The organism is Sorangium sp. KYC3313, assembly GCF_052075895.1.
Classification (GTDB): domain Bacteria; phylum Myxococcota_A; class Polyangia; order Polyangiales; family Polyangiaceae; genus Sorangium; species Sorangium cellulosum_B.
This window is the reverse complement of sequence record NZ_CP197255.1, coordinates 11,158,130-11,179,582: the sequence shown is the minus strand read 5'-3', so window position 1 is coordinate 11,179,582 and position 21,453 is coordinate 11,158,130. Positions and strand designations below refer to the sequence as shown.

Here is a 21,453-nt window from a genome sequence, read left to right as displayed (position 1 = left end):
CACCTCGTCGCGCGGCTCGGTATTGTGCATCCAGGAGGTTGCACATGGCATCGACGGACAGGATCGAGAAGCGGGTCACGCTGCGCGCGCCCGTGTCGCGCGTGTGGCGGGCGATCACCGACGCCCGGGAGTTCGGGCGCTGGTTCGGCGTCGAGCTCGAGGGCGAGTTCGTCGCGGGCAAGACGCTCACCGGCGCGTTCGACGAGGAGCTCAACGAGGCCGCCATCATCGACTACCAGAAGAGCCGTGGTCTCCGGCCTTCGAAGGTGAAGCTCCCCGAGAAGGGCGCGGTGTTCTGCACGGTGGAGCGCATCGAGCCGGAGCGGTACTTCAGCTTTCGCTGGATCCCGTATGGCATCGACGCCGAGGCCGATCCGGACAACGAGCCGACGACGCTCGTCGAGTTCCGCCTCGAGGGGGTCGCTGAAGGCACCCTGCTCACCATCGTGGAGTCCGGCTTCGACCGTGTGCCAGCGCATCGACGCGAGCGCGCGTTCCGCATGAACGAGGGCGGATGGGCCGCGCAGGCCGAGAACATCGCGAAGTATGTCGAAAGCGTGTGAACCGGCGGTCGCTGACGTCTTCTTCGCCCTCGGCGACGGGACGCGGCTGTCGGTGGTGACCCGGCTCGGGGCCGGAGGGGCGCTGTCGGCGACCGCGCTCTCCGACGGAGCGAAGGTGACGCGACAAGCGATCGTGAAGCACCTCCGGGTGCTCGAGGGCGCGGGCCTCGTGACGCACGCGCGGCGCGGGCGCGAGGTCCTCTACGCGCTCGAGCCGCGGCGGATCGAGGAAGCCCGCGTGTTCCTCGACGGCATCTCCGCAGGCTGGGATCGCGCGCTCGATCGGCTGCGCCGGATGGTCGAGGAGCCGTCGCCTCCGCCGCGGAAACGGGAAACGCGATAGGGGAGCGGCTTGCAGCGCAAGCAGTCCGGTGAAGCCGTCGAGCGCCGCCCAGAACCTTGACGCGGACGCCGGCTGTGGCCCCCGAGCCGACCTCGACACCGGGGCGCTTCGGGCCGCTGAGCTACCTTCACCGCCTCGGGCGCCTCGAGCTTCTGCAACAGGCGGCGTACGTGAGCAGCGACCCGGACACCGCCGTTGACAGAGGGTCTTCGCTGCTCCTTGCTGAATTTTCAGGCTGAATCCGCGCTCCGGGAGGGCGGCGCGTCGCCGGCGCTGCGCGCCGCGGCGACGAACTCCTCCACGAAGGGCGACGCCGGTCGGGCGGAGAGCTCCTCCCAGGTGCCTGCCTGCGTCACGCGCCCTGCCTCGAGGACAGCGATGCGATCTCCGAGGAGCCGCGCGTCCGTCGCGTCGTGCGTGACGACGACGGTGGGCAGGGCGAGCGTCCGCAGGTAGCCCGAGAGGAACGCCCGGACCTCGCGGCGCGAGTGGACGTCGAGCGCGGCGAGCGGCTCGTCGAGGAGCAGCGCCCGCGGGCTCACCGAGAGCGCGCGCGCGAGCGCCACGCGCTGCTTCTCGCCGCCGGAGAGCGCCTGCGTCCGCCGGTGCGCGTGCGCGGCGATGCCGAGGTCGTCGAGCATGGCGTCGACGACCTCGGCGCCGGCCGCGCGCCCCCGCCGCGAGGGATCGCTCCTCACCGCGAACGCGACGTTCTCACGGACGCTGAGGTGCGGGAACAGCGCGTAGTCCTGGGGCACATAGCCGATCCCGCGCTGCTCGACGGGCACGTCGATCCCGGCCTCCGTGTCGAGGAGCACCGCCTCGCCGACCTCCACGCGCCCTCGCTCCACGGGCAAGACGCCCAGGAGGAGCGAGAGCAACGTCGTCTTCCCGGCGCCGTTCGGCCCCACCAGGACGAGCGACCCGCCGCCGGTGTCGAGATCGGCCTCGATGCGCAGGCGCCCGATGCGCGCGGTCACGCGGGCGCGGAGGCGCTCCGCCGCCGTCACGGCGCCGCCTCGGGGCGCTCGGCCCCGGTGGAGCGCCGGAGCACGGCCCGCACGAACAGGAGCAGCGTGAACGCCACGACGACAAGGACCATCGACAGCGCCTGCGCGGCGCGCAGCTCCGACTCGAGCGCCGTGTAGATGGCGAGCGGCAGCGTCTGCGTCCGCCCCTCCAGGTTGCCGGCGAACATGAGCGTCGCGCCGAACTCGCCGAGGGAGCGGGCCCAGCTCATCGCGGCCCCCGCGGCGAGCCCAGGGGCCGAGAGCGGCAGCGCCACGCGGAAGAACACCCGGAGCGGCGACGCGCCGAAGGTCCGCGCCACAACGAGGAGCCTCGCGTCGACCCTCCGGAACGCGCTGGTCGCCGCCTGCACGAAGAACGGCGCCGAGACGAACACCTCGGCGATGACGACCGCCGTCGTCGTGAACGAGACGGACCACCCCGCGGGGTAGAGCCACCCGGCGAGGAGCCCGCGGCGGCCGAACGCGAGCAGCATCGCGACACCCGCGACCGCGGGCGGGACGACGATGGGCAGCTGCACCACCGCCTCGACCGCGCGCGAGAGCCGCCCGCGCGAGCGCGCCAGCGTCCAGGCGAGCGGCGTCCCCAGGACGACCACGACGGCGAGGCTCGCGGAGGTCGTCAGGAGGCTCAGGCGCAGCGCGGGCCACACGAGGGGGTGGCGGAGCCCCTGCGCGACGTCCCCCGCCGTGGCCGTCGCGAACAAGGCCAGGATCGGGACGGCCAGGAAGGCCACGAGGACCGCGCCGACCGTGGCCAGGGCCACCCGCTCCGCGCGGAGGCGCCCGCTCACCGAGGCGTGCCGCCCTCGGAAGGCACCAGGAACCCGGCGCGCCACAGCGCCGTCCGGCCGGCCTCCGACGTCACGAGGTCGATCCACGCGCGCGCGAGCTCGGGGTGCGCGGCGCCGGACACGACGGCGATCGGGTACTCGGCGATGACGTTGACCTCGGGCGGGATCGCCACGACGACCACGCCGTCCTGCGCCGCCTGCGCGTCCGTCCGGTAGACCACGCCCGCCTGCGCTTCCCCGAGGCGCACCTTGGCGAGCACCTGCCGCACGTTGGGCTCGCGCGAGACGACCTTGGACTCCACGCGCGCGCGGAAATCCGCGCCCAGGGAGGCCGACGCGCGATCGAGGATCTGCAGCGTGTAGCGGCCGATCGGGACCTCGGGGGTGCCGAGGACGACGCGGGTCGCGGCGGGGAGGTCGGCGAACCCCCGGACGGTCGCGGCGCTCTCGCTCGCGACGACGAGGACAGGCTCGTTGCGCGCGAAGACGACGGGGCCCGCGGCGCGCCGGGATTTCACGAGCTCGTCCATGTGGCGCTGATCCGCCGAGGCGAACACGTCGGCCGCGGCGCCGTGCTCGAGCTGCGTCCGGAGCTCCTGCGTGCCGGCGAAGTTGAACGTCACCTCGACGCCCGGATAAGAGCGCTCGAAGTCCTTTCCCAGTGCGGTGAACACGCCCCGGAGGGAGGCGGCGGCGAAGACGACGAGCCTGTCCTCCCGCTGGACGGACGCCGGCTTCGGCCGCTCGCAGCCGCCGAGGGCGGCGAGGCACGCCGCGAGGATCAGGAGGGGGAGGGCGCGCGCCAGCTGTCGTCGGGGGCAAGTCATCCGGGAGACTCCTGGGTTCCGTCGTTCCGTGGCTCCGTTTGCGCCGTCATGCCGCCCGCACCTCGGCGACCCGCTCGCCCGCCTGCCGAGCGTCGTAGGCGAGCGCCGAGAGCTCACGGCGGAACTCTCCCGAGACGAGGACGTCGAGCAGGCGCTGGACCCTGCCATCGTGGAGCCCCTCGCGCGGGACCGCGAGGTCGTAGCGCTCCTCGGCGAGGGGCACGAAGCCGAGCCCGAACGCCATCGCCGCGTCGCGCGTCGCGACGCCGGTGTCCGCCGCGCCCATCGCCACGGCGCGCGCGACGTCGAGGTGGCCGGCGACCCGCAGGTGCGGCTTGCGCGCGAGCCCGAGCGGCAGCCCCTGGCCGCGGACCTCGCGCTCGAGGAGCCGCTGGGCGCCGGCGCCCGCCTCGCGGCCGGCGAGGCGCAGGCCGGGGAGATCGAGGTCGGCCGCGCCGCGGACGCGGCCGGCGTCCTCGCGGCGAACGAGGAGGCCCGCCTCCCAGCGCGCCAGCGTGATGAGGACGATCGGCTCGGCGTGCCCGAGCCGGCGGACGTCGGCGACGTTCGCCTCGCCGGTGCGCGCGTCGACGAGGTGGACGCCCGCGACGTGGGTCCGCTGCAGGGCCAGCGCCTGGAGGGCCGCGGTGCTCGAGCGGGGGAACCAGAGGAACCGCCCAGGCCCCGGCCTCGTGTTGAGCCGGTCGGCGAGCAGCCCGAGGCCGGCCGCGCAGCCCATCATGACGACGTTCTCCTCGATCTCGGCGAGCGCCCGGAGGGGCTCGACGACAGCCCTCCCGCGCCGCTCACCGGTCGCGATGCCGTCCGCGGCCATCCGCACCGCGTCCTGCTCGAGGGGGTAGGAGACCCAGCGGTCCGCGATGCGCGCGACCGCGGCGCGGCCCAGCGCCGCCGGCGCGTCGGTCTCGGTCGCGAGGTCCGCCGCCGCGCTCGGCTCCCCGAAGAGGTCCTCGACCGAGCAGTCGAGGGCGCTCGCGAGGCGCAGCGCGACGTCGACCGCCGGGGTCGCGCGGCCCGCCTCGATGGCGCCCACGCTCTGCCTCGTGAGGCGGGCGCGCTCGGCGAGCGCCACCTGGGACAGCCCGCGCGCCTCGCGCCGCCCGCGAACCCGGTTCGACGCTCGATCCGTCATGACGCACACTCTTTACACCGAGGAACGCTCGCTTGTCATCCGGCGGTGGCCCGAGGCGCCCCTCGTCCCCTCGACAGGTCGAGCCGCCCCGCTCGTCGCGCGTCGCCCTGCCACGCTCTGCCACGCTCCCGCTCGCCGCCGGAGCGCGTCTCGCCGTGCTGTGCAGCGCCCGGGCGCCTTGCCCTTCGCGCAACGCGGCCTAGCCTTCGCGGGGTGGCTCAGCCCCACGGATCCGCCGACGCCCGCCGAGAGGACGGGACCTCGGTCATGCCGACGCGGACGCGCTTCGAGGCCACGGCGAGGACGGGTTACGCCATCCTCACCCTGCTCCTGGCGCTCGGCATGGCGTTCTCGGTGCGGCGCTTCTCGTCCGTGGCCGAGGCTCAGATCGATCGGCTACGCGCCAAGGAGCACGAGATCACGCTCGTGGAGCGGCTCCGGTGGAGCAGCGAGCTCATCGTGTCTCACGGCAGGGGCTACCTCATCTCCGGCGATCGCGAGCTCCTCGAGCAGGCGAAGAGGGCCAGGGCGAGCTTCGGCGAGCACGTCAGCGGTCTTCGCGATCAGGCGCTCAGTCCGGCCGGTCTCGAGCGGGTGGCCGAGGTCGAGCAGGCGGCCAGGCGCTTCGTCCGGGTGCAGGAAGAGCTGCTCGCCGCGCGGCAGCGGACCGACGACGCGAGCGGCCTCGTGCGTCGGTTCGACGAGGAGCTGAGGCCGCGTCACCGCGATCTCGAGGGCTCCCTCGCCCGCCTCGTCGATTACAAGCAAGACGTCCTCAGGCAGCTCTACGATGAAGCGAAGGCGGAGCGAGCCCGGCTGGAGCTGTGGCTCGATGGCCTGCTGGGCTTGCTGGTGCTGGCCGGCCTGGGGATCGCCTTGTACTTCACGAAGCTCCTCGGCGACCCGTACCACAAGGCGCGGGAGGCGCGCGACGCCGCGCGCCTGGCGCTGGCGGCCCGCGACGAGCTCATGGGCATCGTGGCCCACGATCTGCGCAACCCGCTCGGCGCCATCACGCTGAAGGCCGCGTGGCTGCGGCGGGGCGCCGACTCCGAGCGAACACGGCAGCAGGCGGAGTCGATCGAGCACGTCTCGCTGCGGATGGAGCGCCTCATCAGGACGATGCTCGACGTGACGACGATGCAAGCCTCCAGGTTCTCGGTGACGCCGAGGCCGTGCGCGGTGGAGGATCTCCTGCACGCGACCATGGAGACGTTCGGGCCGCTCTCCGAGTCGAAGCAGGTCCGGTTCGAGCAATCGCTGAAGGAGCCCGGGCTCGTGATCCGCGCGGAGCGGGAGCGCGTGCTCCAGGTGCTGTCGAACCTCCTCGGGAACGCGCTGAAATTCACGCCCAGGAGCGGCCGGGTGACCCTCTCGGTGGACCGGGACGGGGCGATGGCCCGCTTCGCCGTCCTCGACTCGGGGCCGGGGATCCCCCCGCAGAACCTCACGAGCATCTTCGAGCGGTTCTGGAAGGACGAGGCGCCCGGGAAGAAGGGCACCGGCCTCGGGCTCTACATCGCCAAGGGGATCGTCGACGCGCACGGCGGCCGCATCTGGGTGGAGAGCGAGGTCGGGCAGGGCGCCCGGTTCTACTTCACGCTCCCGATCGCCGAGGCGGCGGCACAAGAGGAGCCCGCGGCGGCAGAGGCGCCCGCGCCCTCGGTGGCAGGCGAGGGCCGCCCGCGCGGGTGAGGCGTCGATTCACTAACGTGGCACGCGGCACGCGGCGGCGCCCTCTTTCCACCCGGCCTGGGATTGGGCCCTTTGCGCTCCACCGTGGCGCGCCATCGCGACGCTCACCACGCCACGCGGAGCGGCATCTTCTCCAGCTCCGCCGGCATGTAAGGACGGATGGCCCTGGCCGCTCCACGCCATACCACGCTGATGCGATCGTGATCGGGCTCGATCGTGACCGTCTGGAGCACCGGATCGGCCTTGTTCATCTTGCCATTGCGGCCATCCGTGGAGATCTCCGGGCGCTCGCCGGGGAGCCGGATCGTCCACTTCGGGTGCCGCGGGTGCAAGTTGTAGAGCACGAGCTCCTCGTCACCCGAGAGGTGCGGGAGCTGTAACCCGAGGGATCCGCAGCACGTGAAGCGAAAGTCGACGTCGTGGTCCGCGCTCAGGAATGTCTCCTTCAGGACGGAAGCGGGCGCGAAGCCGCGCTGTACCTCCTGGAACACGGCGTGCTCTTGATCGTGGAGCGGCACGACCCCCATGTACGCGAAGCGAGGGAACCACCCATAGTCCAGCGCGCCGTACGACGCGGGAAGCGGCATCCTGGGCCACGCGAGGGTGGCGCCCACGACGAGCCGCTCCGGTGTGAGCCTGTCTTCGGGGTCCTCCAGGTTGGGTAGGACGAGCGTCTCCACCGCGTCCGGCGTGGCCTCGATCAGATAACCCTTCCCCGCGAAGTTGCGCGGGTAGCTGTACTCGCTCGCGCCGGGGCCCTGCGCGTCGCGCGGGAGGCACGCCTTGATCGGCGCGGTGGGATCGCCGAGCCGCGCCTCGGCCACGGCGTCGATGCCGCCGTAAGCACGGTCGTACCCGAGCGGCATGCGATCGAACGGCGCCGGATCCGAGAACAGCAGGTGTCCGGTAGGCGACAGCGCGGCTCGCCTGTCCCCGATGACGAGCACCTGCTTCGAGCGATCGCCGACGCGCACCGCCGTGAGGACAGAGGGGGCAGGGCCGGGCGCGTAGGCGTGGCCTAGCACCAGCACATCGGTGAGGGGCTTGAAGGCGACGAGGTCCGTGTCGTGCACGACGACCGTGGGCGCGGCCGGATCGACGATGAAGTCGTCGAACAGCGGTACCTGCTCGGGCGCGCGCGAAAGGCGGCCGCGGCCGTCGACGCTGTACGTCCGCTTGCAGACGACGGAGAGGATCTGGCCGCCCTCGGGATCTTGCGCCGAGAGCTGGCGCGCCGTGGGGCCGGGGCTGGAGAACGATTCTTTCATCACCAGCCTGTCGGCGTAGGCGCCGGACCCGGGGTCGGCGCGGGGGTCGGCGTGGACGGCGTTGTCGGCGCAGCCGTCGCGGTGGAGGGCGTCGGCGCGGCGCCCGGCGCGGGCACGGGCCCCGCCGGCGCGGATGGATACTGGGGCACCGCGGGGCTGTTGAAGTAGTCGTACACAGCGCTGTGCGCCCACCCGGACGGGTCGAAATACGATGTATCTCCGATGTTGAGGCCGCCGCCCGGCGTCCAGAAGGCCGAATACCCGAGGGGGGATCCGTGCCCCAGGATGCTGATCGCCGCGGCGGGGATGTTGCCCGCGAAGTAGGCGGCGTACCGGTTCCAGCCCGTAGCATGGAGCGCAGAGCCGAGCATCGTGCCCGCCGGCAGGCGCTCGACAAGCCCGGGCGCGATGCGGCGCCACAGGGGGCCGGTGAGCCGATCAACGAACTTACCGAAGTTGAGAGGGCCAACCGTGATCTTACCAAGCTTAAAAGGGTTGACCGCCTTCGATGTGACCCTGTTCACGATGGCCTGGATCGCCCAGTCGACGAGCGCCGCGGCGAGCCCCGCGAGGAAGTCTGCCATCGTCATGCTCGCCTGCACGCTGGTCCACGTGATCACGACCCCCACGCCCGGCAGCGGCGACGTGTACCCGAAGCAGTTGAGGTTGAGGTTGACGATCTTGGCGACCGCCACCGCGACCGGCGCGCCTTCCACCAGCACGGCGTTGACGCCGAACTCCGACTTGGAGCCGGTGAGCGTGTTCCAGATGGGGAGCAGGAAGTGGGGGATGAGCGGTATCGGGACGTGGATGACGAAGAAGCCGATGTCCGTCCCCCGCTGCATCGTCTTGTTGCCGTCGCACAGGACGATCGAGCTGTCCTTCGCCGTGGCGAAGCCCCAGATCGCCCAGTGGTTGAACGCGCCGGTGATGTGGGCGTGAATCGGGATGATCGGCAGGCCGACCGGCGGCGGGAGCGCCGTGTGCGGGTCCAGGCCGATCATCGGGTTCACGTGGACGAGGACGTTGCAGTACATGATCGGCCTCAGAAGAAGAGGTGCGCTTCACGGATCTGCTCAGGGACGACGACGTACCTGAAGGGGAACCGATAGCTGACGAAGACGCGTCCCTTGTCCGCCTCGATTCCCACCTGGTCGATGGCGAGCGGGCGCTCGTCCACCTCCTCCTCGAAGCGCACGCGGCCGCGCGGCAGGACCTCCGGGAGGTCGATGACGAGCGGCGCCCCGCCCGTGACTCCGGCCACGGCGATGCGCGTGCCCGGCTCGATCGAGGGCACGATCATGCGCGGGTGGGCCGCGTTGAAGAAGGTGGCGTCGAACTGGATGGGCGGCCCCGCGGCGGCGGCGTCGGGCGCGCCGGCTGCGTGCGCGTGGAGCGCCGGCCCGGCGAGGCGCGCGAGGCGGATGCCGCTCATGGGCGGGCAGGGGCCCACACCGGCCGGCAGCGGCCTGTCCTCCCAGGACGAGATGAGCTGGTCGGGCTCCTCCAGGTTCGGGAGCGGTCTGTCCTCGGCGCTCTGCGGCCAGAGGTAACAGCCGATCCCGTCCGGGTTGAGGGGATAGGGCACTTCCAGCCCATCCCACACGTCCTTGCCGCCGTACGCGTAGGCCATCGTGAGGGGAATGCCCTCGATCGCGAGCGGTGCTGTAGGGGCGAGCCCGGACAGGCCCTTTCGCCACACGCGCACGCCGGAGACCGCGACCTCCCGCCTCCACGCGCGGCCCACGAGGATGGACAGGACAAACCGCGTCGTTCCAGGCTTCTCGGGGCGTGCGTGGCCGAAGAGGAAGAGATCGACGCCGCCGCGATAAAAGAGCTGATCGGTGTCGATGACGCCGTACTCGCTCTCCCACGGCTCCGCCGAGATGCGCCACGGCTGCTCTTCGCTGGGTACGAGCTCGGTCCCCCGGAGGTCATAGGTGACCTTGGTCACGAGCGACGCGGCGATGCGATCGTCGTCGATCGCCGTGCGGAACAGCCGTGCGGGAAAGCGGGTGTGGTTCTCGAGCTCCATGCCCCTCGTTCCCGTCAGGAGCCCAGCCGGACGCGCTCGCCCGTGACCTCGACGTCGTCGTTGGCCTGGATGCGCACGTTGCCGCGCGCCGAGCGGATGAGCTGGCTGCGCCCGACGGTCTCGATGCGGCCGGCGGCCTCGACGCGGGCGTCCCCCTCCGTCGTGAGCGAGATGCCGTTCTTGCCGTGGAGCGACAGGCTGTCGGCCTCGATCGCGAGCGCGCCGGTCGTCGCCAGGGAGAGGCCGGCCCCGCGCACCACGAGGCGGATGCCCTCCGGACCGATGGAGATCTCCAGGTGCGCGGCGCCGCTCGGGTCCACGAGCTGGAGGCGGTTGTGCTCCTGTCCCCCTTCGACCACCAGGGAGTGGCCGTGCGCGAGGGCGACGGTGTGGGGCGCGGCGCCGACGCCCGCGTCGGGCGCGGTGTCGGGGGGGGCGATGCCTTCCGGGTCGTGAGCGCTCATCGGGTTCTCGTTGGAATCACGCTGCTCTCAGTTGAGGCGGATGATGCTGCCCTTGATGACGGTCTCGCCGCCGGCCTCGATGTTGATGGCGCCTCCGTTCACCTTGACCGCGGCGCCGCTCGCCTCGAACGACGCTCCGCCGTCGATCTTCGCCGCGCCGGTGGTCACGGTCCAGGTGGCGGAGTTGACGTTCTTGGCCGCGCCGACGTTCTCGGTGGAGTCGGCGGTCGTCCCCTCGGTGCGCGTGCCGACGACGGTGTCGCTCAGGGCGCCGATCTCGATGCGGGTGGTGCCGCCGAGCTGGACGTCGAGCCGGCTGCCGAGCTGGAAGTCCCTGCGGCCGCCGACCTGCAGGTCGAGCCGATCGCCGAGCTGGAGCGAGCTCCGGTTCCCCGCCTGCAGCTCGGCCTGGCTGCCGACCTGGAGGTGCGTGCGATCTCCGACCAGCGTGACCGACTGGTTGCCTGTCTGCGTGCGCGAGGAGTCGCCCGTCACCTGCTCGGCCTGATTGCCGACCTGCGTGAGCGCGCTGTTGCCGGTGATCGTCTCGGTGAGATCGCCCGTGAGCGTGAAGGTCCGGTTGCCGGTGATGGTTTCCGTCTGGTTGCCGGCCGGGAGCGTGATCGTCTGATCCGCGCCGACCGTAATCGACTGGTTGACGCCGACGAGGATCGTCTGGGAGTTGCCGATCTGGATGGACTCGTTGTTGCCGACCGTGTGGGTGCGGTCGTTGCCGACCGTCAGGCAGTCGTTGTTCCCGATGGTCGTCGTGCGATCGTTGCAGACGGTGATGGACTCATCGTGCTTGACCAGCCTCGTCGCGTCCCGCTCGGCCTGGACGCGCACGAGCTCGCGGCCGGGCGCGTCTTCAAACATGATCTCGTTGTAGCCCGCCCCGCCGATCGTCTGGCTCCTCCACCCGCTCTGCGTCTTCAGCGCGGGGAGCGAGTAAGGCACCTTCTGCAGGTTCGTGTAGACGCGGCCCACGACGACCGGCCTGTCCGGGTCGCCGCCCAGGAAGTCGACGATCACCTCCTGGCCCACGCGCGGGAGGTTCATGTGGCCGAAGCCGCCGCCCGCCCCTGTCTGGGAAACGGGGATCCAGCACGAAGAGGCGTCGTCCATCGATCCCTCCAGGTCCCAGTGGAACTGCGCGCGCACCCGCCCGAACTCGTCGACATGGAGCACCTCACCGGGCGGTCCGACGACGGTGGCCGTCTCGACGCCCTGGGTCCTGGGCTTGGGCGTGGAGAGCGCCGGGTAATACGGTATGTCCGCGCCGACGGCACGGCAGGCATGCGACCATTCCCCTCCGTACGTACCGGAGATCTCCGCCGAGGTGACGAGGAGACGCTTGCCGGTCGAGACCTCGCTCTTCAGGTGATCGAGGAAGGTGACGACCACGCCAGGCGCGACGTCGAGGCAGTTCGTCTCGAACTGGACGGTCCGCGCCGTCACCCGCTTTGCATCGAGCCGCTTCTGCGCGAGCTCCGTCGCGAGTCTCTCGTCCGTGCGGTATTTCCCCTTGTCGTCAGCGGCCGGTGTATCGTCCCCCTTCGCGCTCTCGAACAGGAATGCGCCGGGCACATAATGATATCGCTCGAGCCCTTGCTCCGGCGCGGTGCCACCGGTCCCGGACTGCATCAGGCGGTACGTCGGCGGTCTGCGGTAATCCTGATCGCGCAGCGTGTATTTCCCCGGTCGAATCCTGCGGCCGACGCGCACCGCGGTGACGTACTCCAGGTCGCGGCCGCCAGGCGCGTCGATGAACCGGATCGGCCGGCGCGTCTCGTTGCTTTGCGGCGTGTCGCAGAGCACCAGCTTGCTGTCGCCGGAGGCGGCATCGAAGTAGAAGCTGATGCCCGCGTCCTCGAGCATCCGCGAGATGAAGACGAAGTCGCTCTCCCCGTACTGAACACGGTACTTGCGCTTCTTGTGATCGAGCGAGATGCGCCTGTCGAATGGGATGCTCCATTCGTCTAGGATCTTCTCCACGATCCCGAGCTCCGAAATGCGCTGGAAGATGCGGTTGCGCCGGCGTTGCGTCAGGAACCAGAGGGACGGCGCGATGTCGATCTGGTACGTGGAGACGCCGTCAGGCTCGACAGCGACCTGCTGCAGCGAGGTGCAGATGCCGGTCCATGTCCGCGAGGCCGGAACCTCCACGCCGAAATGCGCGGTGAACGACGCGGGATAACCCACGATCGCGTCGAAATCGATGTCGGGATTGATGCTGTGCGTGAGGACAGACACCTCGAACAGCTTCGAGATCTGCTCGGTGATCTGGAACTTCCGCACATCGAGCGAGTCGCCGGATGCGACCTGGACCGATAAGAGGTGTGAAGAGGGGCTGGTCATGGCCTCATCTTAATCCTGTTTTCCGCCGAGGATCGCCGACGCATGACGGCAGGAGCGCGATGCTACGCGAGCCCTGCTACGGCTGCAAGCGCGCGAACACGCGCGGAATGCCCGGACGCGCCCGCGCACGCGGGCTCCGGCTCACCCCGCTCGCGCTCTTGCCACGGCCCTGCGCACCTCGTCGCCGAGCGCCGCATCGCGGGCGATCCTGGCGATCCACGTCCGCTGGACGCGAATCACGCTCTCGGCCGGCAGCCCGAGATCGCGTAACGCTTCCGCGAGGTTGCCGCGCTCCGCGCCCACGGTGAGGCGCGCGAGCTCATCGGCGGAGATGGGCCCGCGCTCTTTCTCGATCTGCGCTACATAGGTCGCGTCGTAGGTGCGGAGCAGCTCGTTCCGACCTCGCTGCAGCTCGCGTTTGACCTCCGCCGCCCACGCGGCGCGAAGCCGCGCCCATGCGGGTTCGTCGAGCCGGCGCGCTTTCAGGATGAGACCCTTCTCGTGCGGGCGCAACGCCAGCGACGCGTCGAGCGCGGCGCACGCCTCGACCGAGACCTCCTCTATCGTTGGTTCGCGCAGGTCCGGCGTCGCCATCTGCGCGGGAGGCGCGGGCTCCTCCGGCTCCTGCGTCTCTTGCGGCTCCGGGAGCGGGGGATCCCAGAGCGCCACCAGCGGGCCGAACCGCGGCGGTTCGGCGACGGGGGGAGGCGTGCTTGGCGCGACGGCCTCCGCGCGCACGGCATCGTGCGGGGCGAGCTCCGGCAAAAAGGGCGATGACGGAACGCGCGGCGCGCCGAGTTGGGAGGGTAGCGCCAAAGGGGGTGGGAGCTCCGTGGTCCCGCTGAACGGGAGCGCCTCGCGCGGCTGCAGGGCGAGCGGCGAGAGGGGCGGCAGCTCCGTGGTCCCGGTGAACGGGAGCACCTCGCGCGACTGCAGTTCGAGCGGCGCGGGGAGCGTACCGGCAACGTCGAGCTCGCTGGCGGTTGCGACGGCCATCAGCCCTCTCCGTTCCTCTGCGAGCGCGATCACCACGCGCCCCGCCTGCTGAGGATGGTCCAGGAGGACATATCCCCGCCACGTCAGCGAGCAGGTCCCCCGGTCGGTGTCGATGCACAGCGTGTCGCACCGGAGCTTCCTCTCATGCGCGGGGGCGCCGCCCGACTCCACGACAGCGCACGGCACCGCGGCCCGGAGGCTCGTGAACAGCCGCGCGTGCGTCGGGTGCAGGTTCTCCAGCACGATGCGCTCGTCCGGGCAGATCTCGTCGATCTGCTGATCGAGTGGCGCCGCGTTGAAATAGCCAGCGTCGATGTCGTTTGGCAACGGCCGCTCGTTCCAGTGCGCATGACTCCACGTCGCCGCGTGCCAGCCCAGCTTGTGCGCTCTGCCTGGCCAGCTCGGGGCGATCGGCCCGAAGCCCGCCGGCTCGATGGCGTCGCGGTGGCCAGTGACGTGAGCGCCAGGCATCTCAAGGTTAGGCGCGGGCACCATTCCCCGCCCGTGCGGCGCCGCACCCAGCGGCACGCCGACCGGGTTCGCCGTGCCGGCCCCCCCGGCGGCGCGCTCCCATCGGAGTGACATCTTCACGAACGGCGCGGGCGCGCTCAGCGCCCCGTCCGGGGTGAACACGCGATCGCCGAACACCGCGATCGACTTGTCGATCGCGCCGACGGCGAGCCGCGCGAGCAGCGACGTGACGGGGCGCCGGCCGGGCGCGTACGCGTGCCCCACGACGAGCACGTCGGCGCGCCGCTTGAAGGGGGCCAGATCGCTCCCGCACACGAGGCTGCGGTGAACGTCGTCCTCCCAGTAGACATCCATGCTGCTGGGCGCGTCCTGCTCCGGCGCGATCAGCGACTCGCCCGGCGCGAGCGTGTAGGTCGCCTTGCAGACGATCGTGAGCGCCCAAGCGCCGGCCAGTGGCTGCCAGAGGCTCGATGCGACGCGGAGAGGACAGGCCGAGACGACATCCATGCAAGGCGAGTCTAGCGCGGGTTCGGGTGGACAGAGGATGGAAGCCGAGCTGCGACGATAGGCGCTCAGCGCGGCGGCCGACTGCGTGTGAGGTAGAGGGTGAGCGCGACGCCCGCGATCGCTCCACCGCCGCCGCCGGCCGCGAGGTGCAAGACCTCGAGCGGACCGCGAATGCTGAGCAGTCCCAGCGCGACGCCGGTGATCCCGAACAGCGCGGTGCCAGCGAGCGCGCCGACGGCCACGGCGGTCCACAGCGCCGCGATGCGCGCCCCGAGCGGCGTCACGACGCGCGGGAGCGACGCGAGCTGCTCTTCGACGCCGTGGCGTCGGCGCTCGAGGCCAAGGATCTCCCGCAGCTCGGACGCCGCGCACAGGTGTACGGCCTCGCCGGGGAAGACGGCCTCCGTGAGCGGGCGCGTCGCGCCGGAGCGGTCGACGAGGACGATGCGCCCGGCTGGCCAAGGCGCCTCTCCCTTGTTGAGCCACCTCTCGCCGAGCGTTCCGGCCTCGACGCGCACGTCGGCGACGCCCTCGAGGGAGACCTCACGGGACGAGACCGGGATCGCGAGGACATAGCGCTGGACGCGGAGCGCGGCGCCGCCGCGCGTGACGTCGAGCCGGAAGCGCCCGAGACCCTTGACGGCCGAGCGCGCCATCGTGAGCCCCATCGCGAGCATCCCGAGCGCGAACGGGAAGATCCACCACGGGCCGCGCAGCGTGATGTCGATCCGCTGCTCGCTGGAGAGGCCCGCGCGGATGGCAGCGGCGACCTCGGCAGCCCTCTCGGGGCTCACGCGCTGCAGGGGGAGCTCGCGCCCGCCGGCCATGACGAGGACCACCACCCCGTGGCTGCTCCCCTTCGACCCCCGCTCGATGTTGACGCGCGCGTCGCGCAGCACCGACATCGGGAACGCGAGCGTTCTCGACGGGAACGCGCGCGTCACGACGCACGTCGCGCGCGGCGTGCAGGCGAGGTGATCCCGCGCGAGCGCCACGAGCGCGAGGAGGATCGCGACGAGGACCAGCAAGAGCGAGAAGGCGAGGCGCCCGGTGCGGACAGGGAACGGGCCGTAGCGGACGTTGCCCGAGGCGGGGTGGAAGGCGGGCTCGCGGAAGACCATCAGGTGCAGTGTAGTCCCGCGACTCCCCGCGGGTCGCAGGCCAGCGCGTCCTCCCGGACGCGCGCGTAGAGCAGCACGTCGCCCATCCGCCCGTCCTTCACGACGTGGCGGCGCATCCGCGCCTCGAGCGCGTAACCCGCCTTCTCGAGCACGCGGGCGGACGCCCCGTTCCAGTCGAAGACGCCGGCCTGGATGCGCTCGAGGCCCAGCTGCTCGAAGCCGTACCGCGTCAGCGCGATCACCGCCTCGGTCGCCAGCCCGCGGCCCCAGTACGCCGCGCCGAGCCAGTAGCCGAGCTCCGCTGTGTGCCGGTGCACGTCGTCGAGGCGCTCGAGGCCGATGCCGCCGGCCGCCTCGCCGGCGACCACGATCGCCAGGGCCTCGCCGGGCTGCGCGCGCGCCGCGCAGTGGGCGATCCAGCCCTCGGCGTCGTCGCGCGTGTACGGGTGCGGAAAGCGATCGCGGAGGTTCGCCCAGACGCGGCGGTCGTTCGCGTTCTTCACGAGCGCGTCGACGTCGGCCGCCGCCCAGGGGCGCAGCGTGAACGCGGGCGTCTCGAGGATCATGGCGTCGCTCCCTCCGGTCGAGCCTCGCCGGCCCGAGCCTCCGATCGATCGAAGAGCTTCACGAGCATCTCGCTCCCGATGCCGGTCGCGACCATCCGCTCGCGGCGGTTCGAGAGCAGCGCGCCGAGCCACGGCAAGGCGCCGCCGTCCCCGAGCGGGAGCTCGAGGCCGTCGTCCCGACGGACGACGAGCTGGATGAACGGCCCGGCGTAGTAGCCGAGCCCCTGCAGCCGCCCGAGATCGTGCACGACCTCGACCTCCGGCCGCGCGCGCGCGAGCGGCTCGCTGACCTCGGCGACCCAGCGCTCGGCGCGCGCGAGGAGCTCGGGGCCGAGGCCGAGGGACCGCGCGGCCCCCACGAGATCCGCCGCGCGCCGCGGCAGATCGACGCCGGCCTCGCGCAGGGCCGCCTCGGACGACCCGGGCTCGTGCGCCTTCGCCCGCCGCGCCATCGCGTCCGCGTCGACGCCGCGCGCGCCGAGGCTCGCGCGGACCAGCGACGTGTCGGAGAGCACGACGCGCAGCCCCGCGGCGCGGAAGCCCGCGTGCGGCAGCGCGCGGACGAGGTCCGCCCAGACGACGAGGTGCTCGAGCAGGGCGCGCCGCTCGCACGCGTCGTCCTCGCCGCGGGCCGGCGAGCGGGCCGCCGTCGCGAGGGCGAACAGGCGGAAATGCGGCGTGAAGCCCGGCTGGGTCGTGGGCTGCATGCGCAGGACGCGCTGGCTCGCGCAGAGCCGCAGCGGCTCGCCGCCCCGGGTCCCGCGCCGGCGCCGCGCGGCGTGCAGCGCGAGGCCCGTCGTCGGATCCGCGGCGACCTCGGCGAAGCGGACCGTCGCGAGCACGTTGTTCGGCTCGACGCCCGCGCACGCCGTGGCGCCGAGCGGCCCGATCGGGGCGAGATCCACCGCCTCGAAGCCCGCCGCCGCCGCGTACGCCGCCGCGTCGAGGGCGTGCAGCCGCCGGGCGTCCGCCGTCGAGGCGTGCGTCATGGGCGCCCGCTCCGCGTGGTCGAGGACGTCGGCGAAGCTCCGCCGCAGCGCGCGCCGGCGCAGGCAGTGGAGCAGGAGCGTGGTCAGCTCGTTGCCCGGGAGCTCCTCGGCGAGGAGCCGATCGAGCGGCTGACCGGCGTGCGCCTCGGCCGCGCGGCGGGCGATGCGCGACGAGAGCTCGCCCGTCTTGCCGTCTTCGAGCGGCCGCCGCGGGGGAGCGGTCGGCCGCTCGCGGGCGGAGGGCAGCGTCGTGAGGTCGTCGGCGGTGGGCATGGCTGGCTCCTCGTCGACACGATGCCCTGGATCTGGCACCCTGGAAAGGGCCAGCGAAGCCGATCTCGATGGTGCCAGCGCGCTCCACCTCCCACGCCGCCCACGCCTTCCTCCACCTGCAGCGCGGCGCGCCGGCGACGCTGGCCGCCCAGCTGGTCGAGCAGCTGCGCCGCGCCGTGCTGGACGGCGTCCTCCAGCCCGATCACCTGCTCCCGTCGTCCCGCGAGCTCGCGCGGGAGCTCGGCGTGTCGCGCAACACCGCCGTGGCGGCGTACGAGGCGCTCGCCGCGGACGGCACCATCGTGGTGCGCGCTCGGCGGGCGCCGGTCGTCGCGCACGTGCCGGCGCCCGCGGGGTGGCAGGGCGCCGCCCGCGCCCAGCCGGCGGCGGCCGCGCCGCGCACGTCGAAGAGCGCGCGGCGGCTCTCGGCGGTGGTGCCTCCCGACAAGCTCGACGCGCTCCTCGGCGGCCGCGCGCGGTCGCGCCCGTTCGGGGTCGGCCTGCCGGACCTCGAGCTGCTCCCGTGGCGCATCCTCGAGCGGTGCCTCGTGCGCCGCGTCCGCTCGATGTCGGCGGCCGACGCGCTCGATCACGATCCGCGGGGCGCGCCGCTGCTCCGGCGCGCGGTGCTCCACCACATCGCGGTGGCCCGCGGCGTGCGCGCGACGGTCGACCAGGTGTTCATCACGGAGGGATCCCAGGCCGCGGTGGACCTGTGCTGCCGCGCGCTGCTCGACCCGGGCGACGCCGCCTGGGTGGAGGACCCGGGGCCGCTGGCCCTCCGCGCGGCGGTGCGCATGGCGGGCGCGCGGCTGATCCCGATCCCGGTCGACGAGGACGGGCTCCAGGTGCACGCCGGCGCGCATCGACGTCGGGGCGCGCGCGCGCGGGTCGCCTTCGTGTCGCCGGCCTACGCGTTCCCGTCGGGGGCGCGGCTCACGCTGCCGCGGCGCATCGAGCTCCTCTCCTGGGCCGCCAGGGCGGGCGCCGTGGTCGTCGAGATCGACTACGAGGGCGAGCTGCGGTTCGACGGCACCCCGCTGCCCTCGCTCCTCAGCCTCGACCTCGAGGGCGTGAAGGAGCGCGTGATCCACGTGGGGACCTTCAGCCGCTCGCTGTTCCCGGGCCTGCGGCTCGGCTTCATGATCGTGCCCCCCGCGCTGGTGCGCGCCGTGGCCGCGGTGCGCGCGGCGTCGACGCGCTCGCCGCCCTACCTGCTGCAGGCCGCGCTCGCCGACTTCATCGACGAGGGCCACTTCGCGCGCCACCTCCGGAAGCTGAAGCAGGCGACGCGGCGCCGGCGCGACCTCTTGCTCGCGGAGCTCGGGCTGCTCTTGCCGAGCGCCGTCCGGGCGCGGGCGCCCGCGGGGGGCTCGGTGCTGACGCTCGACCTGCCGGCGGGCGTGGACGACGTCGCCATCGTCCAGGCGCTCGCGGCGCGGGGCGTCGACGCGCTGCCGCTCTCGCGCAGCACGGCGGCGCGCGCGCCGCGAGCGCCCGGGCTCATCCTGGGGTTCGGCGCGCACTCGGAGGGCGTGCTCCGGGACGCGGCGCGGACGCTGGCGGCGGTCGTGACGCAGGCGATCGGCGCGGGCGAGGCGAGATGAAGCGCCGGCGGCGCGGCGGGATCAGCGGCCGCCCGCGACGTCCAGCAGCGAGCCCGTGCAGTAGGACGACTCGCTCGAGGCGAGCCACAGGATGGCGCGCGCGACCTCCTCGGGGCTGCCGGCGCGGCCCAGCGGCAGGCTCGCCTGGAGCCGCTCGACCCGCCCCGGATCGCCGCCGCTCGCGTGGATGTCGGTCGCGATGATCCCCGGCCGCACGGCGTTGACCCGGATGCCCTCGGCGGCGACCTCCTTTGCGAGGCCGATCGTGAGCGTGTCGACGGCGGCCTTCGAGGCCGCGTAGTCGATGTACTCGCCCGGAGAGCCGAGCTGCGACGCCCGCGAGGAGACGTTCACGATCGCGCCGCCCTTGCCGCCGCGGAGCGTCGACATGCGCCGGACCGCCTCGCGCGCGCACAGGAAGCTGCCGACGACGTTGGTCGAGAGGATGCGCTCCACGCGCGCCGCGGTCATGTCCTCGAGGCGCGCCTGCCGGTCGAGCACGCCCGCGTTGTTGACGAGCGCCGCGATCGGGCCGAGGTCGCGGTCGACGGTCTGGAACAGGCGCACGACGTCCTCTTCGCGGCTCACGTCGGCCGCGATCGCGAGGGCGACGCCGCCGTGCGCGCGGATCTCGTCGACGACGCGCGCCGCGGCGCCCTCGTCGCGCAGGTAGCTCACGGCGACCGTGTAGCCTCGGCTCGCGGCGAGCAGCGCGGTAGCGGCGCCGATCCCGCGGCTGCCGCCCGTGATGAGCATGATGTCGGCCATGGCGCGGGAGCCTACGCGAGCCCGCGGCGAGGCGGCGCGCCGTCAGGCCCGCGGTCGCGCGCCAGAGCAAGCCGCTTGAAAACCGGAGAAATCAACCTGCAAGCCGCAAGGGGCGCCAAGGCGACATGAGAATGAACCGCCAAGTGGCCAAGGACGCCAAGAAGACATCAAAATCCTGGCGTCCTTGGCGACTTGGCGGTTCAACTTCTTGCTTGGTAGTTCAACTTCTTGCTGTTTGCATGCGGCTTCGACCCGCTGGTCGCTCTAGACTCGAGTCTGGTCGCCGCACCCACCGCGCGCCGCGGCCGCTCCCCGATGGCTCCGATCCGCCTGTGCGCTGCCGCTTCGCTCACCGTCCTCGTCGCCGCGTGCGCCGGCCGGACCACGGCGGTTCCTCCGGCCGAGCCCGCCTTCCCGCCTGGCCTCCCGACCCCCTTGCCGGAGCGCGCGCCTGCCGCGCCGGAGCCCCAGGCGTCACCGCCTGCTGCCGCGGCCGAGACCGTGGAGCCCGCCTGGGCGCCGCCGATCGTGCACACGCTGGCCGTGCTCACGGTGACCCGCAGCGTCGAGGCGGTGCTGTGGCCCGAGCCCTTCGCCGACTTTCGCGCGGAGCGATGGGGATACCACTATGGCGAGGCGCTCACGAAGCCGCCGGTCTTCGACGCCGCTCAGCCCGCCTTCCGGTGGGATCACGACCCGTGGCCGATCAACGTGGTCGGCCACGGCCTGCTCGGGAGCGAGATGTACCTCAGGGCGCGGATATGCCGCTTCGGCGCCCCGGCCGCGCTCGCGTTCGCCATCGCCGGCACCCACCTCTGGGAGTACGGCTACGAGGCCAACGGCGTCCGGCCCTCGGCGCTCGATCTTGTCTACACGCCGCTCGCCGGGGTCCTCCTGGGCGAGCTCCGGTACGCGACCTGGCGCGCGGCGGGGGGCATCGAGAGCGCGCCGGCGCGCCTGATCCTGCGCGCGCTCATGGATCCGTTCGGCGAGATCGAGCGGGGCGCCGGGGTCTTCGGCTGCTAGTCTCGACTCGGACACAGCTGCCTGACGCCGGGCAGCTGTGCTCAGGTCGAGACTAGAACACAGCTCACGTCGTTCAAGCGAGAAGTGAGCGCCAAGGCGCCATGAGACGCCAGAAGAAGAAATATTCTGGCGTCCTCTGGCGTCTTCTGGCGTCCTCTGGCGTCTTAGCGGCTCAAAATTCTGCGCTTTTCACGCAGCTTCGGCCCGCTTGTCGCTCCAGGACCTGTCAGCAGAGATACGCGTAGAAGTTCCCGAGGGCGCGGAGCGGCTCGATCACCTCCTGCTTGCCGCCCGCCAGAGCCGATTGCCTACAGCGAATCGCTCTGTCGAGCATGGCTGCAATCCGTCAAGGGAGATCGAAGCGCGACTCGAAAGGCAAGCTCCTCGTAGCGGCCGTTCCACCGCACAGCTACGCTGCACGCGCTGGTTGACATAGACAACCTCACGCGATCCGCATCCCTCCTGGAGCTGGGAGCGGAGCGGCTTGAGCGCCGAGGAGCTCGCGCGGCGCGAGGGGTACGATCCGAAGCGGCTAACCCGGTTGCTGCGCACCCTGGCCGCCAGGCTGGTGGGATCGCACAAGCTGCCGCTGCTTAGGGAT

General features: G+C 72.3%; 19 protein-coding genes. 5 read left to right on the top strand and 14 right to left on the bottom strand.

Annotation, left to right across the window (positions count from 1 at the left end; translation table 11 throughout):
- Positions 1–44 precede the first annotated feature (44 nt).
- Both ACSRUE_RS42590 and ACSRUE_RS42585 read left to right on the top strand, forming a co-directional pair.
- On the top strand, positions 45–563 hold the full coding sequence (locus ACSRUE_RS42590; RefSeq protein WP_441288563.1) for an SRPBCC family protein: 519 nt from the start codon (positions 45–47) through the stop codon (positions 561–563).
- A complete protein-coding gene (locus ACSRUE_RS42585; RefSeq protein ID WP_441288562.1) occupies positions 547–906 on the top strand; it encodes an ArsR/SmtB family transcription factor in 360 nt (119 codons plus the stop codon). Before ACSRUE_RS42590 ends, ACSRUE_RS42585 begins: the two co-directional genes overlap by 17 nt.
- Positions 907–1,136: 230 nt before the next feature.
- Here the strand turns inward: ACSRUE_RS42585 and ACSRUE_RS42580 are convergent, their stop codons facing one another.
- From ACSRUE_RS42580 to ACSRUE_RS42565, 4 genes are read right to left on the bottom strand one after another with little or no spacing between them, the layout of a single operon-like run.
- Positions 1,137–1,916, bottom strand: a complete 780-nt coding sequence (locus ACSRUE_RS42580; RefSeq protein ID WP_437761196.1) for an ABC transporter ATP-binding protein — start codon at positions 1,914–1,916, stop codon at positions 1,137–1,139.
- The gene (locus ACSRUE_RS42575) at positions 1,913–2,728 is read right to left on the bottom strand and encodes an ABC transporter permease (RefSeq protein ID WP_441288561.1); all 816 of its coding nucleotides are present in this window, start codon (positions 2,726–2,728) and stop codon (positions 1,913–1,915) included. Before ACSRUE_RS42575 ends, ACSRUE_RS42580 begins: the two co-directional genes overlap by 4 nt.
- Entirely contained in the window at positions 2,725–3,555 is an 831-nt protein-coding gene (gene modA, locus ACSRUE_RS42570; protein ID WP_441288560.1) for a molybdate ABC transporter substrate-binding protein, read from the bottom strand. The genes ACSRUE_RS42575 and modA overlap by 4 nt, the downstream gene beginning before the upstream one ends.
- 46 nt (positions 3,556–3,601) lie before the next feature.
- Positions 3,602–4,708 carry a substrate-binding domain-containing protein gene (locus ACSRUE_RS42565; protein ID WP_441288559.1) on the bottom strand — a complete coding sequence of 369 codons (1,107 nt, stop codon included), beginning with the start codon at positions 4,706–4,708 and terminating at the stop codon, positions 3,602–3,604.
- 267 nt (positions 4,709–4,975) lie between these two features.
- On the opposite strand from ACSRUE_RS42565, the gene ACSRUE_RS42560 reads away from it, so the two are divergent.
- Positions 4,976–6,403, top strand: a complete 1,428-nt coding sequence (locus tag ACSRUE_RS42560) for a sensor histidine kinase (protein WP_441288558.1) — start codon at positions 4,976–4,978, stop codon at positions 6,401–6,403.
- Positions 6,404–6,507: 104 nt separating this feature from the next.
- Here ACSRUE_RS42560 and ACSRUE_RS42555 read toward each other — a convergent pair whose 3' ends face one another.
- From ACSRUE_RS42555 to ACSRUE_RS42515, 9 genes are all read right to left on the bottom strand, one after another.
- Positions 6,508–7,671, bottom strand: coding sequence for a DUF2169 family type VI secretion system accessory protein (locus tag ACSRUE_RS42555; RefSeq protein ID WP_441288557.1), 1,164 nt, complete (start codon positions 7,669–7,671; stop codon positions 6,508–6,510).
- A complete protein-coding gene (locus ACSRUE_RS42550; protein ID WP_441288556.1) occupies positions 7,671–8,708 on the bottom strand; it encodes a hypothetical protein in 1,038 nt (345 codons plus the stop codon). Before ACSRUE_RS42550 ends, ACSRUE_RS42555 begins: the two co-directional genes overlap by 1 nt.
- Before the next feature lie 8 nt (positions 8,709–8,716).
- Positions 8,717–9,706, bottom strand: coding sequence for a DUF2169 domain-containing protein (locus ACSRUE_RS42545; RefSeq protein WP_441288555.1), 990 nt, complete (start codon positions 9,704–9,706; stop codon positions 8,717–8,719).
- A 14-nt stretch (positions 9,707–9,720) separates the two neighbouring features.
- Complete coding sequence (locus tag ACSRUE_RS42540) at positions 9,721–10,170, bottom strand: hypothetical protein (RefSeq protein WP_441288554.1); 450 nt, start codon at positions 10,168–10,170, stop codon at positions 9,721–9,723.
- Between the two features lie 27 nt (positions 10,171–10,197).
- Positions 10,198–12,528 (bottom strand): type VI secretion system Vgr family protein, encoded by a 2,331-nt coding sequence (locus tag ACSRUE_RS42535; protein ID WP_441288553.1) that lies wholly within the window; start codon positions 12,526–12,528, stop codon positions 10,198–10,200.
- Between the two features lie 141 nt (positions 12,529–12,669).
- Positions 12,670–14,502 carry a DUF2169 domain-containing protein gene (locus ACSRUE_RS42530; RefSeq protein ID WP_441288552.1) on the bottom strand — a complete coding sequence of 611 codons (1,833 nt, stop codon included), beginning with the start codon at positions 14,500–14,502 and terminating at the stop codon, positions 12,670–12,672.
- Positions 14,503–14,567: 65 nt separating this feature from the next.
- The gene (locus ACSRUE_RS42525; protein WP_441288551.1) at positions 14,568–15,623 is read right to left on the bottom strand and encodes a hypothetical protein; all 1,056 of its coding nucleotides are present in this window, start codon (positions 15,621–15,623) and stop codon (positions 14,568–14,570) included.
- Entirely contained in the window at positions 15,623–16,189 is a 567-nt protein-coding gene (locus tag ACSRUE_RS42520; protein WP_441288550.1) for a GNAT family N-acetyltransferase, read from the bottom strand. Before ACSRUE_RS42520 ends, ACSRUE_RS42525 begins: the two co-directional genes overlap by 1 nt.
- The gene (locus tag ACSRUE_RS42515; protein WP_441288549.1) at positions 16,186–17,451 is read right to left on the bottom strand and encodes a hypothetical protein; all 1,266 of its coding nucleotides are present in this window, start codon (positions 17,449–17,451) and stop codon (positions 16,186–16,188) included. Before ACSRUE_RS42515 ends, ACSRUE_RS42520 begins: the two co-directional genes overlap by 4 nt.
- Before the next feature lie 68 nt (positions 17,452–17,519).
- Between ACSRUE_RS42515 and pdxR the strand changes: the two genes are divergently transcribed.
- Positions 17,520–19,058, top strand: a complete 1,539-nt coding sequence (pdxR, locus tag ACSRUE_RS42510; RefSeq protein ID WP_441288548.1) for a MocR-like pyridoxine biosynthesis transcription factor PdxR — start codon at positions 17,520–17,522, stop codon at positions 19,056–19,058.
- Positions 19,059–19,079: 21 nt separating this feature from the next.
- Here pdxR and ACSRUE_RS42505 read toward each other — a convergent pair whose 3' ends face one another.
- Positions 19,080–19,826 (bottom strand): SDR family oxidoreductase, encoded by a 747-nt coding sequence (locus tag ACSRUE_RS42505; RefSeq protein WP_441288547.1) that lies wholly within the window; start codon positions 19,824–19,826, stop codon positions 19,080–19,082.
- A 315-nt stretch (positions 19,827–20,141) separates the two neighbouring features.
- Here ACSRUE_RS42505 and ACSRUE_RS42500 point away from each other — a divergent pair, with 315 nt between their 5' ends.
- Positions 20,142–20,852 (top strand): DUF3943 domain-containing protein, encoded by a 711-nt coding sequence (locus ACSRUE_RS42500; RefSeq protein ID WP_441288546.1) that lies wholly within the window; start codon positions 20,142–20,144, stop codon positions 20,850–20,852.
- Positions 20,853–21,453 lie beyond the last annotated feature (601 nt).

Bases quoted from the DNA above. Each gene is read 5' to 3' on its own strand.
- ACSRUE_RS42590 (WP_441288563.1), top strand. From the start codon at position 45: ATGGCATCGACGGACAGGATCGAGAAGCGGGTCACGCTGCGCGCGCCC.
- ACSRUE_RS42585 (WP_441288562.1), top strand. From the start codon at position 547: ATGTCGAAAGCGTGTGAACCGGCGGTCGCTGACGTCTTCTTCGCCCTC.
- modA (WP_441288560.1), bottom strand. From the start codon at position 3,555: ATGACTTGCCCCCGACGACAGCTGGCGCGCGCCCTCCCCCTCCTGATC.
- ACSRUE_RS42565 (WP_441288559.1), bottom strand. From the start codon at position 4,708: ATGACGGATCGAGCGTCGAACCGGGTTCGCGGGCGGCGCGAGGCGCGC.
- ACSRUE_RS42560 (WP_441288558.1), top strand. From the start codon at position 4,976: ATGCCGACGCGGACGCGCTTCGAGGCCACGGCGAGGACGGGTTACGCC.
- ACSRUE_RS42555 (WP_441288557.1), bottom strand. From the start codon at position 7,671: ATGAAAGAATCGTTCTCCAGCCCCGGCCCCACGGCGCGCCAGCTCTCG.
- ACSRUE_RS42550 (WP_441288556.1), bottom strand. From the start codon at position 8,708: ATGTACTGCAACGTCCTCGTCCACGTGAACCCGATGATCGGCCTGGAC.
- ACSRUE_RS42545 (WP_441288555.1), bottom strand. From the start codon at position 9,706: ATGGAGCTCGAGAACCACACCCGCTTTCCCGCACGGCTGTTCCGCACG.
- ACSRUE_RS42540 (WP_441288554.1), bottom strand. From the start codon at position 10,170: ATGAGCGCTCACGACCCGGAAGGCATCGCCCCCCCCGACACCGCGCCC.
- ACSRUE_RS42535 (WP_441288553.1), bottom strand. From the start codon at position 12,528: ATGACCAGCCCCTCTTCACACCTCTTATCGGTCCAGGTCGCATCCGGC.
- ACSRUE_RS42530 (WP_441288552.1), bottom strand. From the start codon at position 14,502: ATGGATGTCGTCTCGGCCTGTCCTCTCCGCGTCGCATCGAGCCTCTGG.
- ACSRUE_RS42525 (WP_441288551.1), bottom strand. From the start codon at position 15,623: ATGGTCTTCCGCGAGCCCGCCTTCCACCCCGCCTCGGGCAACGTCCGC.
- ACSRUE_RS42520 (WP_441288550.1), bottom strand. From the start codon at position 16,189: ATGATCCTCGAGACGCCCGCGTTCACGCTGCGCCCCTGGGCGGCGGCC.
- ACSRUE_RS42515 (WP_441288549.1), bottom strand. From the start codon at position 17,451: ATGCCCACCGCCGACGACCTCACGACGCTGCCCTCCGCCCGCGAGCGG.
- pdxR (WP_441288548.1), top strand. From the start codon at position 17,520: ATGGTGCCAGCGCGCTCCACCTCCCACGCCGCCCACGCCTTCCTCCAC.
- ACSRUE_RS42505 (WP_441288547.1), bottom strand. From the start codon at position 19,826: ATGGCCGACATCATGCTCATCACGGGCGGCAGCCGCGGGATCGGCGCC.
- ACSRUE_RS42500 (WP_441288546.1), top strand. From the start codon at position 20,142: ATGGCTCCGATCCGCCTGTGCGCTGCCGCTTCGCTCACCGTCCTCGTC.